This window comes from Chryseobacterium sp. T16E-39, assembly GCF_002216065.1.
GTDB lineage: Bacteria > Bacteroidota > Bacteroidia > Flavobacteriales > Weeksellaceae > Chryseobacterium.
Map to the genome: position 1 here is coordinate 4,676,167 of NZ_CP022282.1, position 17,319 is coordinate 4,693,485.

The following is a 17,319-nucleotide window of genomic DNA, read 5'->3' on the forward strand; positions in this document are numbered from 1 at the left end:
TTTATTTATTGGGAACAGGTTGTATATCTCCAGTACTCATATGTTCAAAAACAGTAGGGAAAAACATGACGAGTATAAAATAAACAATGATCATTAACGCAATTAAGGCGAAAAGAATAATTATAAAACTGCTGGGTTTGTTTTTCTTTTGTGGTTCCATGATTTTGTGGTATTGGGTTAATAGATTAATTTGATATACAATATTAAGCTAATTTCTTGCCACACTGTTTACAGTACCGTGCATCGTCGTCAATATCTTCATTTCCGCACCTTTCACAGACCATCTCCAGGTTTTGTCTTTTGTTTCGCATTTCTGCGGTTACAATTCCGGTTGGGACTGCGATAATAGAATATCCGGCAAGCATCAGGATCACTGCAAAAAACTTTCCCATCGGGGTAATAGGGGAAACATCCCCATAACCAACTGTAGTTACCGTAACTACAGCCCAGTAAATGGATTGCGGAATGGTCTCGAATCCTGTTCTTCCCCCTTCTACCATAAACATCAATGAGCCGACAATCACTGAAAAGATAATGAGAAACAGAAGGAATATATAGATTTTTCTAGAGCTGTTTTTTAGTGCACGTACAATAAGATACCCGTCATTCATAAAATCCAATAGGTTGAAGATCCTGAAAACCCTCAACATTCTAAGCATTCTGAATATCAAAAAATACTTTGTGACCGGAAAGAAAAAGCTTAAGTAAAATGGAACAAGAGCGAGGAAATCTATAATTCCAAAGAAACTGAAAATATAGTTTTTTTTATTCTTTACCACGATTATACGTGTCACATATTCAACAGAGAAAAACAAAGAGATGATCCATTCAAGAATGATAAATGTTAAATGGAACCTTCTGTCTAACTGAGGTACACTTTCCATCATGATGATCAATGTACTGACAAGGATTAAAGCGAGTAATATAATATCAAAAAGCTTGCCCAGCTTTGTGTCAGCGCGATATATAACACGATAAAGAAATTTTTTCCATAATGTATCCTCTGGGACAAGATTGTGTTCTTTTTCCATAATTTGAGTTTTTCTAATTTAAGAAATTATCCCTATTTTCGTAGCAAACATACATAATAAATGACAATAAGTGAAGTAATCTCGGAAATAGAGAAGCGTATTCCGCTACAGCAGGCAGAGGATTTTGATAATGTAGGTTTGTTGTGTGGGGTTTCTGATCGTGAGGTGAGTGGAATCCTGGTGTGCCACGATGCTTTGGAAAATGTTGTTGAAGAAGCTATTCAGAAAGGACTAAATTTTATTGTGTGTTTTCATCCTATTATTTTTTCGGGGCTAAAATCTTTAACCGGAAAGAACTATGTGGAAAGAGCGGTTCTAAAAGCGGTTGAAAATAAAATTGCCATCTATGCAATCCATACAGCCTTTGATAATGATTTCTTTGGAGTAAATGCAGGAATATGTGATCATTTGGGCTTAAAGAATGTGAAAATCCTTCAACCTAAGAAAAATAATTTGAAGCAGCTTACCGTATATGTTCCGAAAGACTATTCAGAGCAGGTGAAGGAATCTCTTTTTTCTGCGGGAGCAGGAAATATAGGTTTTTATGATGAATGTAGCTTCAGTATCAATGGCGCTGGAACGTTCAGACCTGTTGAAGGTTCTAATCCATTTTCAGGACAGAAAGACATCAGAGAAAACACGGATGAAAATATGATCTCTGTGATTTTTGAAGGCTATAAACAATCGCAGATTATTTCTGCTATGAAATCTTCACATCCCTATGAAGAAGTTGCTTATCAGATTTACAGTTTGGATAATGAAAATCAATATTCAGGATTGGGAATGTATGGTGAGTTGGAAGAGGAAGTGAGTGAAGAGTATTTTTTACGATTTGTTAAAGAAAAGTTCAATCTTGAAGTGATCAGGCATTCAGGATTGAATCATAAGAAAATCAAGAGAGTAGGTGTTTTAGGAGGTTCCGGAGCTAGTGGAATAAAATCAGCATTATCCAAAAAATGTGATGCCTACCTGACAGGAGACATTAAATATCACGACTTTTTTTTAGCGGAATCTAAAATGTTAATTTGTGATATAGGGCATTATGAATCAGAACAATGGGTTGTAAAACAATTATTTGAAATTTTGTCACAAAAATTTAGTACATTTGCAATCTCAAAATCCAACGAAAAAACAAACCCAGTAAATTATTTCCTTTAGATATGGCAAAAACCAACGATATTTCAGTTGAAGAGAAATTAAGAGCTTTATACGATTTACAAATCATAGATTCAAGATTGGATGAAATCCGAAATACAAGAGGAGAATTGCCAATTGAGGTTGAAGATCTGGAAATCGAAATTGAAGGGCTTGAAAAAAGAGCTGAAAAATTTCATGCAGAGATCAAAGATCAGGACGATCAGATCAAAACAAAGCATGAAGTAATTAACCATGCAAAAACTCTAATTGAGAAATACAAATCTCAACAAGATAACGTAAGAAACAATAAAGAGTTTGAAGCTTTAGGTAAGGAGATTGAATTCCAAGATCTTGAAATCCAACTTGCGGAAAAAAGAATTAAAGAATTTGGTATCAAAATCACACATAAAAATGAAACCGTAGAAGAGTTGAATGCGAAAATCAACGATCTTAAAAATCACTTAAAATTCAAAAAAGAAGAATTGGAAGGATTGGTTTCTGAAACACAGAAAGAAGAAGATTATTTGCTAGAGCAATCAAAAGAATTTGCAGGTAAAATTGACGAAAGATTACTTGCTTCTTACAACAGAATCAGAACCAACTCAATCAATGGTTTAGCGGTTGTAGGATTAGAAAGAGGAGCTCCAAAAGGATCATTCTTTACCATCCCACCACAAAAGCAGATGGAAATTGCTCAAAGAAAGAAAATTATTATCGATGAGCATTCTGGAAAAATCTTAGTGGATGACGAATTGGTAATGGAAGAAAATGAAAGAATGAAATCTGTGATTAAATTTTAATTACCGTTTTTTTTAAATATAAAAGCTGTTTCAGAAATGAAACAGCTTTTTTGTTTTATATATCTACATCTTGTTTTGCTCAGGGGAATCTCTATAAGCTATATAAAGGCAGGAATTTGGATTTCTACGGAATGACGGGTGCCATGATTATCATTGAAATCAGATCTGCAAAATCTGCGAGAAGATATTTTTAGCCAAAAAAAAGCCGCTCCATAAAGCGGCTTATATTTTTTATTCATGATGCTCATACATTTTATTGTATAAGTCAATGAACTTTTCCTTAATAGCTTTTCTCTTTAGTTTTAGAGTAGGAGTCAGAAGACCTGCATCTATGCTCCAAACTTCCGGAGTAAGTTCAATTCTTTTAATTTTTTCCCAATTTCCTAGGTGTTCATTAATCCCATCAAATTCTTTTTCTATTCTTTCCTTTAATTCTTGGCTTTTAGCTATCTCCTGTGGAGTAGAACCAATATTTAAATTATTTCGCATCGCCCAGCTCTTAGCAAATTCAAAATCAGGCTGTACAAGAGCACATGGCATTTTTTCGCCATCACCCACAACCATCACCTGCTCAATGAACTTAGAAGCTTTAGCAAGGTTCTCTATAATCTGTGGCGCAATATATTTTCCACCAGAGGTTTTAAACATTTCCTTCTTACGGTCAGTGATCTGCAAGAATCCATCTGCATCTATATTTCCAATATCTCCTGTCTTGAAGTATCCATCATCTGTGAAGACCTCTTTTGTCATTTCTTCATTCTTAAAATAACCGATAAAGATAGAGGGACCTTTTACTGTTATTTCGCCATCCTCCTGTATTTTTACATGCAAATTATCTAACGGTAAACCTACTGTTCCGATTTTCATTTTGTCAAAACTGTTTACAGAGATCACGGGAGAAGTTTCTGTCAGTCCATATCCCTCCAGGATAGGAATTCCTGCATTTTGGAACATCAGATTCAATCTTGTAGAAAGAGCGGCAGAGCCGGAAACTAATGTGATGATCTCACCTCCTAAACCTTCTCTCCACTTAGAAAATACAAGCTTATCAGCAATAAGTTCTAAAAGACCCGATGGTTTTGAAACCTCTTTCTTTTTTGAGATTAAATTCAATGCCCAAAAGAATATTTTTGATTTTAATCCACCTGCAGAAGATCCTGTATTGTAGATCTTGTCATATACTTTCTCTACTAATCGGGGAACAACACTCATATAATGAGGTTTAACTTCTTTTACGTTTTCTCCCATTTTATCAATGCTTTCTGCAAAATAAACGGAGAAACCATTGTACTGAAACAGATAGAAAAGCATTCGCTCAAAAATATGACAGATAGGTAAGAAGCTTAAAACCCGTGTATCTTTATAGTCGAGGCTTTTTTTCTTAGGAATTCTGGGAATGGATCCCAAAACATTAGAAACAATATTATGATGCGTCAGCATAACCCCTTTAGGCTTTCCTGTAGTTCCTGACGTGTAAATAATGGTAGCCAGATCCTCAGAATTGATTGCATTGGATAGATCTTCCACTTCAATTTGGGTAGAATCATCCTCCCCCAGATCCAATATTTCACGCCAATTGGGAGCACCACTTATTACATCAAATGTGAAAACACCCTGTAAAGAAGGAATGTTATGTTTTACTTTCATTACTTTGTCAAGTAATTCCTTATCAGAAACAAAGCAATATTGTATTTCAGCATTACTGAAAATGAATTCATAGTCTTCATGAGATATACTGGGATAAACAGGCACTGAAACCACACCTATTTGTGAGAGTCCCAGATCCATTATAGCCCATTCTGTACGGGTATTCGTTGTAATAAGGGCAATTTTATCACCCGGTTTTATTCCCAGTTTTAAAAGTCCTCTGGATATTTTATTCCCCTGATTGATAAATTCTTGTGTGGAAGTTTTTTTCCATTCACCCTGATGCTTTGTAACGAACATATCCGTTTTAGGATATTTCTCCAAAGCATAGTGAGGTATATCGAATAATCTTTTGATCGTCATAATTTTTTATGTAATTTTTAAGGAATTTTAAATATAAGCATTTTTGTGAAAATAGCGTTAATCAACCTGTAATTTTCAAATGCCAAATATTTTTTCAGGTTTGCTTAAAAAGTGTAAATTTACGACCATCTAATTATTAATTTTTATGGACTTTAATTTATCCGAAGAACAGCTGATGATTCAGCAGGCAGCAAGAGATTTTGCACAAAACGAACTATTACCAGAAGTTATTGAAAGAGATCGCGATCAGAAATTCCCAACAGAACAAGTAAAGAAGATGGGGGAAATGGGGCTTTTAGGAATGATGGTAGATCCTCAGTATGGTGGAGCAGGTATGGATAGTGTTTCTTATGTTTTGGCAATGGAGGAGATTGCAAAGGTAGATGCTTCTGCAGCGGTTGTAATGTCTGTAAACAATTCATTAGTTTGTGCTGGTCTTGAAAAATTTGCTTCAGAGGAGCAAAAACACAAATATCTTACACCTTTAGCAAGTGGCCAGGTAATTGGAGCATTTGCATTATCTGAACCTGAAGCAGGATCAGATGCTACATCGCAAAAAACCACTGCTGAAGATAAAGGAGATTACTACCTTTTAAACGGAATCAAGAACTGGATTACCAACGGAGGTACAGCTTCTTATTATATTGTAATTGCACAGACTGATCCAGAGAAAAAACACAAAGGAATCAATGCATTTATTGTAGAGAGAGGTTGGGAAGGTTTTGAAATCGGACCAAAAGAAGACAAATTAGGAATCAGAGGAAGTGATACCCACTCTTTGATCTTTAATAATGTGAAAGTACCGAAAGAAAACAGAATCGGAGAAGATGGTTTTGGATTCAATTTTGCAATGGCAGTATTAAATGGGGGAAGAATTGGAATTGCTTCCCAGGCTTTAGGTATTGCTTCAGGAGCTTATGAATTGGCACTTAAATACGCTAAAACAAGAAAAGCTTTTAAAACTGAAATTATCAACCACCAGGCTATAGCTTTCAAATTGGCAGATATGGCGACTCAGATTACGGCAGCAAGAATGCTTTGCTTTAAGGCAGCAACTGAAAAAGATGCTGGAAAAGATATTTCTGAAAGTGGAGCGATGGCTAAATTGTATGCATCTCAGGTGGCAATGGATACTTCTATTGAAGCTGTTCAGATTCATGGTGGATATGGATATGTAAAAGAATACCATGTAGAAAGATTTATGCGTGATGCTAAAATCACTCAGATCTATGAAGGAACTTCTGAAATCCAGAAAATTGTGATTTCCAGAAGTATTTCAAAATAAAAAATAAAACAAACACAACTACTTATGAAAAAAGGCTGGTGGATCTCTCTAGGTATAGTTTTACTTCTTTTAGGAGTATTCGTATGGTATAAATACTTCTTTGTATTTGGTGAAGGGGTAAAATCAGGTTATCTGAATTATGCGATCAAAAAAGGGTATGTTTTCAAAACGTATGAAGGTAAACTGATTCAGGAAGGCTTCGGCCGTGGAAAAGCCGGAGGTATTACCAGCTATGAATTTGAGTTTTCAGTCAGTGATCCGGATGTATTCAAACAACTGGAGGCGAATAGTGGTAAAAGCTTTGATCTCCATTATAAAGAATATAAAGGAACATTGCCATGGAGGGGAAACACAAGATATGTAGTAGATAAAGTAGTAAATATGAAATAGTAAAAGGCTCTCAGTTTGAGAGCCTTTCACATACACGCACCACAAAATATTAAGATATAATATTATTTTATTGTTTATAATTTTCTTTTTTAAGCAAGCCGTTTAAAAAAGATTGACCGCTTATTTAATGATCAGCTGGCCCGATTTTGGAAACTTATCGATGATATCATCACCCACCCCAAAATTACCTTTTAAGATATCTCTCGGATTTCCACCAATCCAACTGCTTAGATCAATGGCTTCATAGAGACCATTATTAAAACCAAGCAGCACAATAAGTTTCTCAGTACCTGTATTTTTGATGTAATGTCCGGCCCCCATTGGAACATACCCTACATCACCTTTCTCAAAATCATCTTTCACAAACTGCCCTTCTGCCAGAAAGACACCCATCTCCGCTTTTCCCTGAATGTAGTACTGCCATTCATCTGCATTAGGATGCCAATGCATTTCTCTTAATCCACCTGGTTCAATTTCAAATATGCTTCCGGTAATGGTTTTAGCAATGTTAAACTCCTTCTGAGTCACCACTCTCTGGATGCCTCCACCAGGAACAACAATAGGTTGCTGTGCGCCAAGAGGATAGCGGTGCTTTGAAACAAGACTTATTTCACTTCTTGCAGAAGCGAGACCCGAATAGATATCAGGAAGCTCACATTGTGCGAAATAAGCCTCTCCCTGATGCAGTTGCTTTACTTCTTCGGGGGTAATTCCCAAGTTTTGTGCAGCAATTTCTACGGGAACACTCGATACAAAGTCGGTAATACTAAAGGTGTGATCCTCAGAAAAATCCCCATTATCAAATATGAGTATGAAATGACAGCTTTCAGTGCTGATACACTGTAATACATGACCAAAACCTCTTGGGAAATACCAAACGTCTCCCGGATTGAAAATATCTGTTGAAACAGTACCTTCCGGATCAATTACAGTAGTTCTCATCTGGCCTTCCAGAACATATCCCCATTCTGCAGCATTTGCATGCCAATGAAGTTCACGGATGGCTCCGGGATCTAAATGCATGCTTACCCCAGCCAGATTCTGTGATGCTTCAAATTCTTTTACTGAAACACCTCTTGTAATACCACCAGGACCCAGTCGTGGTTCTTTTTTTTCCAGCTCATATTTAAAATTGGGAAGATTATTCACGGATGTCAGTTTTTGAGATTTTATTTTAATAGCATAAAGTTAGTGAAGATTATTTTTCTCAAAAGGTAACTTCTGATTAAAATAATATTAAAATAAAATCCATCAGAAATGATGGATTTAAATCTTAATTAATCTGGTCGCCAGTAGCATTTTTGTTTTTCTTTTTATAGAAATAGTACCCGACTGCTCCAATCAGGAATAAAGGCCAGAAGGGAAGGATGAATAAAAATATACCTGTTATAACATCCCAGCCAGAAGAGATTGCGGCAAAAGACCGGTCTGCAAAAGTTTTAGGTTCATCATTCTTAGCATATCCTTCCGCTGCTCCATACAGAGTGATTTCCAGGTCACACATGGTGTTTTCCAGATAATTCTGTCCGGACAATTCAATTCCTTTATTTTCAACAGTGCCAATACTGCTTAGGTCATCCATCAGATATTCAAATTTTTGAATAGGAACTTTTGCTTTTAAGTAAGCTATTTTTTTATGATCATTATTTGATGAAATACTCTCACTTCTGATAAAACCATCATATTTTCTAACCTCCTGTTGGACTATTTCTTTGGCAGTTTCCACATTTTCAACATTTTCAACATTTAGCTCTAAGGTCCCTGTCTTTACCATTTTGTTTTTGGAAAGACTGATGTCATTATTTTCCTTATTGGTTTTGTTTCTGTAAATCACCTTGGTTTCCTTGATCACCTTGGGCGAAGGAACATTGATCACTATTTTTTCAGATTTTTTTTCTGTTGAATCTTTCTTTTCTTTTTTTGATTCTAATTTGGTAGCAGCAATTTTTTGTGATAAAGAATCTACACTTTTTGAAGTGGCTTCAATTTTTTCTTTGATATCATTTTTAGTCGCATCAAATTCTTTGATCTTTACATTTGCAGAATCAAAAACAGCTTCCGCCGTATTATTAATTTCATTAATATTTTCAGAGGCGGCTGTCAGGGTGCTGTCTGCTGATCGTACAGCGTCTTTAAGCGGAGAATTGGTTGCTTCGCTTTTTTTAGTGCACATAATGAATGTACTGGATAGGGTTATAAGTAAGATTAGCTTTTTCATAGGATTTATTTTTTTGATGAAGTAAAATTAGGAGGGTGAAGAAAGCTGTACTTGTAAAAAGCATGTATTCTTTTGGTAAATTCGTAAGTGTAATATAATGAGGTTTTTGTAAGTTTTGTAAAAGGATTTTACAAAGAACTGATAGTTTGTTTTACTGATTTTTAAAAAAGGTTTTGTCTGGTTTGATCATAAAAAAACCGTTCAGTAGTATACTGAACGGTTTCCATATTTTTAAGATAAATACTCCTATTGATTAAATTCACTGATGAAATGTAACTTTACATTCGGGAATTTTTCCTGTGTCATATGAATGGTGAAAGAAGAATCTGCTAAAAATACCAATTGATTGTATTTATCTCTGGCTAAGAACCTCTGTTTTAGCCTTGCAAACTCCTTAAATTCCTCAGATTTTTCATCGGCTTCTACCCAGCATGCTTTATGCATGGATAATGGCTCGTAAGTACATTTAGCGCCATATTCGTGTTCAAGACGGTATTGAATAACCTCATACTGAAGTGCACCTACCGTTCCAATGATCTTTCTGTTATTCATTTCAAGGGTAAATAGCTGGGCTACCCCTTCATCCATAAGCTGATCAATACCTTTAGCCAATTGTTTAGCTTTAAGTGGGTCATTATTATTAATATAACGGAAATGTTCAGGAGAAAAGCTAGGAACTCCTTTAAAGCTTAATTTTTCTCCACCGGTAAGAGTATCACCGATTCTGAAACTTCCTGTATCGTGCAATCCAACAATATCACCTGGGAAACTTTCGTCTACAACTTCTTTTTTATCCGCAAAGAAAGCATTTGGAGATGAAAATTTCATCTTTTTACCTTCTCTTACCAATAAATAATTTTCATTTCTTTTAAAGGTCCCGGAAACAATCTTTACAAATGCCAATCGGTCTCTGTGTTTTGGATCCATATTGGCATGGATCTTAAATACGAATCCTGTAAAAGTATTTTCTTCAGGTTTTACAATACGCGTATCACTTTCTTTAGGTTGTGGCATTGGGGCAATCTCAATAAAAGCGTCTAATAGCTCACGTACTCCAAAGTTATTTAAAGCTGAACCAAAGAAAACAGGTTGAAGATCACCTTTCATATAATCTTCACGGCTGAATTCAGGGTAAACAGATTGTACCAGTTCAAGTTCCTCACGTAAAGACTTCGCTGCCTTTTCTCCGATTAACTCATCGATTGCTGGATCATTGATATTGTCAAACTTTACGGTCTCTCCGACTTTTTGTTTTTTCTCTTCCAGGAATAACTGAATATTATTTTCCCAGATATTATAAATACCCTGGAAATCACTTCCCATTCCTATAGGTAAAGAAAGAGGAACTACACTTAATCCTAACTTTTGCTCAACTTCATCAAGGAGGTCAAAAGCATCCTTACCTTCACGATCCAGCTTGTTGATGAAAACCAACATTGGAATGTTTCTCATTCTGCAAACCTGAACTAATTTTTCAGTTTGCTCTTCGACCCCTTTTGCAACGTCAATAACAACGATCACAGAATCTACTGCGGTTAATGTTCTATAGGTGTCCTCTGCGAAATCTTTGTGACCCGGAGTATCGAGAATATTTATTTTGTGTCCTTTATATTCAAAAGCTAATACGGAAGTAGCTACCGAGATTCCTCTTTGTCTCTCGATTTCCATAAAGTCGGAAGTTGCTCCTTTTTTTATTTTATTGGATTTTACAGCACCCGCTTCCTGGATAGCTCCTCCGAAAAGGAGTAACTTTTCTGTAAGAGTGGTTTTTCCGGCATCGGGGTGAGAAATGATCCCAAATGTTTTTCTTTTTTGTATTTCTTTGATTAAGTCTGACATAGTGTATTTTGAAGTTGCAAAAATCGTGATTTTTTATGAGGTTGTCAAATTAATTACAAAACAAAAATCAAAGTCCCTATTTTTTGCAGGGGAATTGATCTTATACTGTCTGTTTTTATATCAGCAAAAAAGCTGGATTTTTTGAAATACTTTACTTTTCATGAACGGAGAAAAGCTTTTTAGGACAAGAATTTTCTTTTTTTGTTGCCTAAGGCTGTTAAAAAAATTACCTTTGTTTATTCAATTATTACAAAGAAAAAACATGGAAAACAGCAAATATCCAAACTATACTTTCACATGGATCGGAGGTGTTGTTTTGCTAGGTGGGTTATTTGTAGGAACGTTATTCGTTACTTTTTTAAATTTCTTTTGGATGATTATCTTTAAAGAAAACCTGCAATTAAAAGATTGGTTTTTTATGTTTTCAAATGCCGCAGGCTTTTTAACTGCCATTGCTTTTTTTGATTTTTTCATTGTAAGGCCAACCACAAAACAGAAACTGAACTTTAATTTTTCACCAACTAATTTTTATACTTATCTCCTCATATTTCCTTTAATGATCGGAATGATGCTTATTGCTGAATTTATAACTTCCCAAATTCCAATAACGGGTCCTTTTTTTGGTAAGTATTATGAATTTTTCAGCGACCTGATGAATCAGTTGACAGATGACCCCGTTGTAATGATTATTACGGCTGTAATTATGGCTCCTATTTTTGAGGAAATTATTTTTAGAGGAATTATTCAGAGGGGGCTAATCAATAAGGGAGTAAAACCATGGAAAGCGATTTTATATGCTTCCATTATCTTCGGATTGGTACATGGGAATCCATGGCAGTTTGTAGGTGCCGTTCTATTAGGTTGTGTTTTAGGACTTGTGTATTATAAAACCAAATCCCTTTTATTGCCAATGCTTTTGCATGGCTTTAATAACCTTTGTTCCTCGTTATTGATTACTTATACAAAAAATGAAAGTTTTTCAGGAGCATTCAAAGTTTCTGAATGGATATTATTAGCAGTTGGAATTGTACTTTTTTCTTTATTCTATTATCTTTTTATGAAAAAGTATAAAGTACATTACTCAGAAATTTAATTAAAAAAATGAAAAAGGATATGGAATTATTAGTGGCTACACACAATCAGCATAAAAAAGAAGAAATTCAACAAATACTGGGAACAGATTATGTTGTTAAAAGTCTCACGGATTATGATATCCATGAGGAAATTGTAGAAGATGGGGACTCCTTTAACGCAAACGCGCTTATCAAAGCAAAATATTGTTTCGAGAAAACTGGAATTCCAAGTTTGGGAGATGACAGCGGACTTGTTGTGGATGCTTTGGACGGAAGGCCGGGTATTTTTTCTGCACGGTATGCAGGGGATCATGATTTTGGTAAAAACATTGAAAAAGTGTTGTCTGAAATGGAGGGGGTCGAAAACAGGAAAGCTTATTTTATCACTGTTTTATGCTATTATGATGAAAATGGAGCCCAGTATTTTGAGGGAAGAGCAAATGGAAATCTTTTAACCGAAAATAAAGGGCATAAAGGATTTGGATATGATCCGATTTTTGTTCCTGAAGGATATGAAAAGACATTTGCTGAAATGAATCCTGAAGATAAAAACAAGATCAGCCACCGTAAGCAGGCACTGGATCTATTTTTAGATCATTTGAAAATTGCTTATGAGCAGCAATAATGATTCTGGAAGTGGCTATATCCAGAATTTCTGTCGTACATTTGTTATAAACTATTGATTTGAGTACTTATTTAACGATATTAGGCTTTAATTCAGCAATTCCGACCATTAACACTTCTCCTACGGCGCAGTTGTTAGAAATGGAAGAAAGACATTTTCTCATCGACTGTGGGGAAGGTACACAGGTACAGTTGAGAAAGGCAAAGGCAAGGTTTTCGAAAATTAATCATATTTTTATTTCACACCTTCATGGTGATCATTGTTTTGGACTGCCGGGTCTTATTGCATCTTTTAGATTGTTGGGAAGGGAAACTCCCCTTCACGTGTACGGACCAAAGGGAATCAAAAAAATGCTTGAAACTATCTTTACCATTACAGAAACTCATCGTGGCTTTGAAGTTGTTTATCATGAGTTGGATAAAGATTATTCTGAAAAGATTTATGAGGATCATAGAGTAGAAGTATATACGATACCTTTGGATCACAGAATTTACTGCAATGGTTATCTTTTTAAAGAAAAGCCAAAAGACAGGCATATTAACATGAAAGAGATTTCGAAATACAACGAAATTGAAGTTTGTGATTATCATAATATAAAAGCAGGAAAGGATTTTGTTCTCAGCGATGGATATGTTTTGAAAAATGAAGTATTAACTGTTGATCCTATGCCGTCCGTTTCTTATGCTTTCTGCAGCGATACAAGATATCTTGAAACAGTGATTCCGATTATTAAGAATGTAACTGTTTTATATCATGAATCTACCTTTTTACATGATTTAAAGGAAATGGCAGATTATACAGGACATGCTACAGCTTTAGAAGCTGCCACTATAGCACAGAAAGCTGAAGTAGGCAAATTAATTTTAGGACATTTTTCAAACAGATATGGGGATTTGACTGTATTTACAGATGAAGCCAGAACTATTTTCCCCAACACATTTCTGCCAAAAGCACTGGAAAGTGTGAAAATTTGAGAGAAACTATGAATTTTGAAGAGTTAAAAGATTTTTTGAATGAAAAATCTGATCAGTATAATAGTGTTGATTTTATTGAAAATGATCCGGTTCAGATTCCGCATCGTTTTTCTATAAAACAGGACATTGAAATAGCCGGCTTTCTGGCTGCAACGATATCCTGGGGGAACAGAAAGGCTATTATTAAATCGGCTGAAAAAATGCTGGATATTATGGGGAACTCTCCCTATGATTTTGTGATGAATTTTTCAGAAAAAGATTTGGAATCCATTCGGGAGAAAAATATTCATAGAACTTTTAATGGTGAAGATTTTATTTATTTCATTAAACAGTTCAATAAAATTTATAAAGAAAATGACAGTTTGGAAAACTTATTTGAAGTGAAGGATTCTGAAATTAATTTTCTGCATGCCATAGAGCGTTTTAGGAGCTCTTTTTTAGAAACAGAAAAGCATAGAAGCCATAAACATATAAGTTCTCCCTATAAAAACTCTTCCTCAAAAAGAATTGTGATGTTTCTGCGTTGGATGGTAAGGAAAGACAAACGGAGTGTAGATTTCGGGATCTGGGAAAATATTGACCAAAAATATTTATCTATTCCATTGGATGTACATACGGGAAATATTTCAAGAAAACTGAATTTAATAACCAGAACACAGAACGATTGGAAGACCGTAGAAGAGCTGGACAGGGTCATCAGACAATTTGATGATAAAGATCCTGCAAAATATGATTTTGCATTGTTTGGATTAGGAGTAAGTAAAGAATTTTTATAAAGTTGAAGTAATGAAATCGCATATTGAGAAAACAGAAACTCTGGAAAAGATTGCTAATGGGATTACCTGGTGGATTGGTTCTATTCCTTCTCTTATTGCCCATACATTGTTTTTTATTATTTCATTTCTTCTTCCGATACTGCATATTGTAGAGTTTGATAAGATGCTTCTTATTCTTACAACAGTAGTGTCATTGGAGGCAATTTATCTTGCTATTTTTATCCAGATGTCTGTCAATCGAAGCCACGAAAAAATTGAAGATATTCAGGAAGATATTGAAGATATTCAGGAAGATATCGAAGAGATCAGTGAAGATATTGAGGAGATCAGTGAGGATATCGAGGAGATTAGCGAAGATATTGAGGAGATCAATGAGGACATTGAAGATATTCAGGAAGACATTGAAGAGATCAACGAAGATGAAGATGATGAAGATCACAATGAAAGAGCAAAGAAAGTAATATTAAAAAGCAGTGTAAATTCCAATAAGAACGAAATTAAAGCATTGAAAGATATAATTTTGCAGCTTAAAAATGAAATTAATGAGCTAAAGAAAGATTAATTTTAAGTTAAATCTATCATTTAAATTAAAAAAATAAATTCTGGAGTGTGATGATTTATCAGTCTTTTTTATTTGTATGATTGTTGATTTTTAAATAAATAGTTTATATAGTTGTTGAAAATTAGAGTTTTATTGTGAATTTATAAATTTGACTCAACTTATTTATATTGGGTTAATTGATAAAATAATAGTCTTATGAAAGTATTTTTTGCTATTTTTGAACAAACAACAACAAAATGTTAAATTATAGACCGAAAAACTACTTTTTCTTATTGGTATTGTTATTAGTTTCTGTTTCTGTATTTTCTCAGAGAAAACCTCTCAAAAGTATAGTGACGTCAGCAAACAACAAAGCCGGGGTTTTTATAGATGTAAATGCTGCCGGTTATGCACCGTCCAGTTATTCTCCGGATCAACTTGTGAAAGATATTCTTATTAATGGTGGATCAACATGTTCAGTACCTAATGTAACAAATGTGTCAGTGACTCCTAATCATCCGGCAACTAATAATGATCGGTTTTGGGGGTATTTCAACAAAGGGACGACAAATTTTCCTTTTACAGATGGTATTGTTTTAACTACAGGTCATGCCGTGCAGGCGGGAAATGTAGCATCCTCTGTAAGTGTAGATGTTGTTGGTGCCGGGATTAATGATCCTGATTTGGTAGCAGCAGTTCCTATCACCAACCCTAGTGATCAATATAAAGATAATGTAATGTTGGAGTTTGATTTTGTACCCAACTCTAATCAGGTGAAGTTTAATTATCTTTTTGCTTCCGAAGAATATACAGGAAGTTATCCATGTCAATATTCTGATGCATTTGCTTTATTGATTAAACCTGTTAGTGGAGGTCCTTATGTGAATGTTGCTGTTTTACCAGGAACGGCAGGACCCGTGAGTATGACGAATATTCACCCTGTTATTACGGGACCTGGAGGATGTGCTGCTATCAACGAAAATTATTTCGCAGGATATAATTCTGTAGCTAATGTTGTAACAAATTATGAAGGGAGAACAGTTCCTTTAACTGCAATTGCAGATGTTACACCAGGAGTTGCTTATCATTTTAAAATGGTTTTATCTGACTACAGAGATACGGGTTATGATTCTGCTGTATTTATTGAAGGAGGATCTTTTGATATTGGAATTAAAATTACTGACGGAGCCGGAACTATATTGCCTGACACAATTCATATGTGTGACAATACCCCTCAAATTTTAAAAGCTCAGGTTAGTGCGATACCAGGAATGACTTTCCAATGGTTTAAAAATGGGGTTGCTATTCCAGGTGCTACCAATATTCAATATGTAGCAACCCAACCAGGGGTATATGAGGTGAAAGTTTCTGTACCTGGAAATCAATGTCCTGGATCAGCGACTATTACTATCATAGGAGGGACTACGCCTACAGCACACGATGCTACATTGAAGATTTGTACTACTCCAAACGCTCTCAATTTTGATTTAAATACAGCAATACCATTAATAAGTACAACTTCGGGCGCTGTATTCCATTTTTACGTGAATCAGGCTGATGCTGTTGCACAAAATAATAGCTTTATCACTAATTTGTCAAGTTTTGATGGTACGGATGGCCAAATCTTGTATGTGGTCGTTTCTAATGGAGCATTTTGTAGCAAAATGGTAAAGCTGACTTTAGTAAAAGAAGCCACACCGGTTACTCAGCTCATTTCATCAAAAATGAAAATATGTTCAGGTGAATCTGTTTTATTAACAGCTTCGGGTGGTGTTACTTATCTGTGGAGCGATGTTTCTACAAGTGGACCGACAAGAACCGTAAGCCCTACTCAGACTACTACTTATACCGTATATGCTATTGGAGCAAAAGGATGTAAATCATTATTACCTGCTTCTGTAACAGTAGAAGTAGTACCAGCAATCACGTCTAATCTTAGTGGTGGAATGATATGTACTGGGGACCAGATTACCTTAGATGCCGGAGCAGGACCGAATTATAGCTATACATGGAATACTGGTTCAACCACTCAAACGATTACAGCAGCCACTCCAGGTACCTATACTGTAACTATTGATAATGGTGTTTGTTCCAAAGTGTTTACTACTCAGGTAATCCAGGCTATCATTCCAGTAGTTATCAAAGCTGATTATAATGCTGATGGAACAATGATTATTACAGCAAGTAATCCAAGTAATGGAATTCTGGAATATTCAATTGATAATGGGTTAACATGGCAACCATCAAACGTGTTCCATAATGTTCCAAATAATAAATTAATAACAATCAGAGTTCGGGTGAAAAATACTAGTTGTGTTGGCTTCCTGGAGTATTTTACATTCATAATGAAAAATGTAATTACACCAAATGGAGATAATGTGAATGATATTATTGATTTTAGAGGAATCAACGAGTATAAAGATTTCACAGCGAGCATATTTGACCGCTATGGACGTGAGGTGTATAAAGCTGAAAAGGTGAGACCTTACTGGGATGGATATTTCCAGGGTAAACGATTACCTTCTTCATCTTACTGGTATCAGGTGACTTTTGAAGATCCTGCGAGTAAAGAAAAAGCCGTAAAAACAGGCTGGATTTTATTGAAAAATTTCGAATAATG

General features: G+C 35.1%; 16 protein-coding genes. 10 read left to right on the forward strand and 6 right to left on the reverse strand.

All coding sequences use genetic code 11. The annotated features are described in order from the left end of the window. Position 1 precedes the first annotated feature (1 nt). Positions 2 to 160: a hypothetical protein gene (locus CEY12_RS22410; RefSeq protein WP_157676876.1), complete on the reverse strand. Its 159-nt coding sequence runs from the start codon at positions 158 to 160 to the stop codon at positions 2 to 4. A gap of 43 nt (positions 161 to 203) precedes the next feature. After that, a complete protein-coding gene (locus tag CEY12_RS21295) occupies positions 204 to 1,031 on the reverse strand; it encodes an ion transporter (protein ID WP_089029568.1) in 828 nt (275 codons plus the stop codon). A 60-nt stretch (positions 1,032 to 1,091) separates the two neighbouring features. Here CEY12_RS21295 and CEY12_RS21300 point away from each other — a divergent pair, with 60 nt between their 5' ends. Together CEY12_RS21300 and CEY12_RS21305 are read left to right on the forward strand one after the other, a co-directional pair. Beyond that, positions 1,092 to 2,189, forward strand: a complete 1,098-nt coding sequence (locus tag CEY12_RS21300) for a Nif3-like dinuclear metal center hexameric protein (RefSeq protein ID WP_089029569.1) — start codon at positions 1,092 to 1,094, stop codon at positions 2,187 to 2,189. Positions 2,190 to 2,191: 2 nt separating this feature from the next. Next, complete coding sequence (locus tag CEY12_RS21305) at positions 2,192 to 2,968, forward strand: zinc ribbon domain-containing protein (protein ID WP_089029570.1); 777 nt, start codon at positions 2,192 to 2,194, stop codon at positions 2,966 to 2,968. Positions 2,969 to 3,199: 231 nt separating this feature from the next. Here the strand turns inward: CEY12_RS21305 and CEY12_RS21310 are convergent, their stop codons facing one another. Further along, on the reverse strand, positions 3,200 to 4,978 hold the full coding sequence (locus CEY12_RS21310; protein WP_089029571.1) for an AMP-dependent synthetase/ligase: 1,779 nt from the start codon (positions 4,976 to 4,978) through the stop codon (positions 3,200 to 3,202). 145 nt (positions 4,979 to 5,123) lie between these two features. Between CEY12_RS21310 and CEY12_RS21315 the strand changes: the two genes are divergently transcribed. Beyond that, complete coding sequence (locus tag CEY12_RS21315) at positions 5,124 to 6,263, forward strand: acyl-CoA dehydrogenase (RefSeq protein ID WP_089029572.1); 1,140 nt, start codon at positions 5,124 to 5,126, stop codon at positions 6,261 to 6,263. A 24-nt stretch (positions 6,264 to 6,287) separates the two neighbouring features. Next, positions 6,288 to 6,653, forward strand: a complete 366-nt coding sequence (locus CEY12_RS21320) for a hypothetical protein (protein ID WP_089029573.1) — start codon at positions 6,288 to 6,290, stop codon at positions 6,651 to 6,653. A 120-nt stretch (positions 6,654 to 6,773) separates the two neighbouring features. Here the strand turns inward: CEY12_RS21320 and CEY12_RS21325 are convergent, their stop codons facing one another. From CEY12_RS21325 to CEY12_RS21335, 3 genes are all read right to left on the reverse strand, one after another. Further along, a complete protein-coding gene (locus CEY12_RS21325; RefSeq protein ID WP_228409750.1) occupies positions 6,774 to 7,802 on the reverse strand; it encodes a cupin domain-containing protein in 1,029 nt (342 codons plus the stop codon). A gap of 124 nt (positions 7,803 to 7,926) precedes the next feature. Next, complete coding sequence (locus CEY12_RS21330) at positions 7,927 to 8,871, reverse strand: DUF4349 domain-containing protein (protein WP_089029575.1); 945 nt, start codon at positions 8,869 to 8,871, stop codon at positions 7,927 to 7,929. A gap of 246 nt (positions 8,872 to 9,117) precedes the next feature. Continuing rightward, the gene (locus tag CEY12_RS21335) at positions 9,118 to 10,710 is read right to left on the reverse strand and encodes a peptide chain release factor 3 (protein ID WP_089029576.1); all 1,593 of its coding nucleotides are present in this window, start codon (positions 10,708 to 10,710) and stop codon (positions 9,118 to 9,120) included. Positions 10,711 to 10,972: 262 nt separating this feature from the next. On the opposite strand from CEY12_RS21335, the gene CEY12_RS21340 reads away from it, so the two are divergent. From CEY12_RS21340 to CEY12_RS21365, 6 genes are all read left to right on the forward strand, one after another. Further along, positions 10,973 to 11,803, forward strand: coding sequence for a CPBP family intramembrane glutamic endopeptidase (locus CEY12_RS21340; protein ID WP_089029965.1), 831 nt, complete (start codon positions 10,973 to 10,975; stop codon positions 11,801 to 11,803). 8 nt (positions 11,804 to 11,811) lie between these two features. Further along, the gene (gene rdgB, locus CEY12_RS21345; protein ID WP_089029577.1) at positions 11,812 to 12,408 is read left to right on the forward strand and encodes an RdgB/HAM1 family non-canonical purine NTP pyrophosphatase; all 597 of its coding nucleotides are present in this window, start codon (positions 11,812 to 11,814) and stop codon (positions 12,406 to 12,408) included. Between the two features lie 59 nt (positions 12,409 to 12,467). Next, positions 12,468 to 13,382 (forward strand): ribonuclease Z, encoded by a 915-nt coding sequence (locus CEY12_RS21350; RefSeq protein WP_089029578.1) that lies wholly within the window; start codon positions 12,468 to 12,470, stop codon positions 13,380 to 13,382. 8 nt (positions 13,383 to 13,390) lie between these two features. Continuing rightward, positions 13,391 to 14,158, forward strand: coding sequence for a TIGR02757 family protein (locus CEY12_RS21355; protein WP_089029579.1), 768 nt, complete (start codon positions 13,391 to 13,393; stop codon positions 14,156 to 14,158). A gap of 10 nt (positions 14,159 to 14,168) precedes the next feature. Then, positions 14,169 to 14,720 (forward strand): DUF1003 domain-containing protein, encoded by a 552-nt coding sequence (locus CEY12_RS21360; RefSeq protein ID WP_089029580.1) that lies wholly within the window; start codon positions 14,169 to 14,171, stop codon positions 14,718 to 14,720. A gap of 236 nt (positions 14,721 to 14,956) precedes the next feature. After that, positions 14,957 to 17,317: a choice-of-anchor L domain-containing protein gene (locus CEY12_RS21365; protein WP_089029581.1), complete on the forward strand. Its 2,361-nt coding sequence runs from the start codon at positions 14,957 to 14,959 to the stop codon at positions 17,315 to 17,317. The last annotated feature ends 2 nt before the right edge of the window (positions 17,318 to 17,319 follow it).

What these genes read in the sequence shown, in the direction of transcription:
- CEY12_RS22410 (WP_157676876.1), bottom strand. Translation starts at nt 160, where the DNA reads ATGGAACCACAAAAGAAAAACAAACCCAGCAGTTTTATAATTATTCTT.
- CEY12_RS21295 (WP_089029568.1), bottom strand. Translation starts at nt 1,031, where the DNA reads ATGGAAAAAGAACACAATCTTGTCCCAGAGGATACATTATGGAAAAAA.
- CEY12_RS21300 (WP_089029569.1), top strand. Translation starts at nt 1,092, where the DNA reads ATGACAATAAGTGAAGTAATCTCGGAAATAGAGAAGCGTATTCCGCTA.
- CEY12_RS21305 (WP_089029570.1), top strand. Translation starts at nt 2,192, where the DNA reads ATGGCAAAAACCAACGATATTTCAGTTGAAGAGAAATTAAGAGCTTTA.
- CEY12_RS21310 (WP_089029571.1), bottom strand. Translation starts at nt 4,978, where the DNA reads ATGACGATCAAAAGATTATTCGATATACCTCACTATGCTTTGGAGAAA.
- CEY12_RS21315 (WP_089029572.1), top strand. Translation starts at nt 5,124, where the DNA reads ATGGACTTTAATTTATCCGAAGAACAGCTGATGATTCAGCAGGCAGCA.
- CEY12_RS21320 (WP_089029573.1), top strand. Translation starts at nt 6,288, where the DNA reads ATGAAAAAAGGCTGGTGGATCTCTCTAGGTATAGTTTTACTTCTTTTA.
- CEY12_RS21330 (WP_089029575.1), bottom strand. Translation starts at nt 8,871, where the DNA reads ATGAAAAAGCTAATCTTACTTATAACCCTATCCAGTACATTCATTATG.
- CEY12_RS21335 (WP_089029576.1), bottom strand. Translation starts at nt 10,710, where the DNA reads ATGTCAGACTTAATCAAAGAAATACAAAAAAGAAAAACATTTGGGATC.
- CEY12_RS21340 (WP_089029965.1), top strand. Translation starts at nt 10,973, where the DNA reads ATGGAAAACAGCAAATATCCAAACTATACTTTCACATGGATCGGAGGT.
- rdgB (WP_089029577.1), top strand. Translation starts at nt 11,812, where the DNA reads ATGAAAAAGGATATGGAATTATTAGTGGCTACACACAATCAGCATAAA.
- CEY12_RS21355 (WP_089029579.1), top strand. Translation starts at nt 13,391, where the DNA reads ATGAATTTTGAAGAGTTAAAAGATTTTTTGAATGAAAAATCTGATCAG.
- CEY12_RS21360 (WP_089029580.1), top strand. Translation starts at nt 14,169, where the DNA reads ATGAAATCGCATATTGAGAAAACAGAAACTCTGGAAAAGATTGCTAAT.
- CEY12_RS21365 (WP_089029581.1), top strand. Translation starts at nt 14,957, where the DNA reads ATGTTAAATTATAGACCGAAAAACTACTTTTTCTTATTGGTATTGTTA.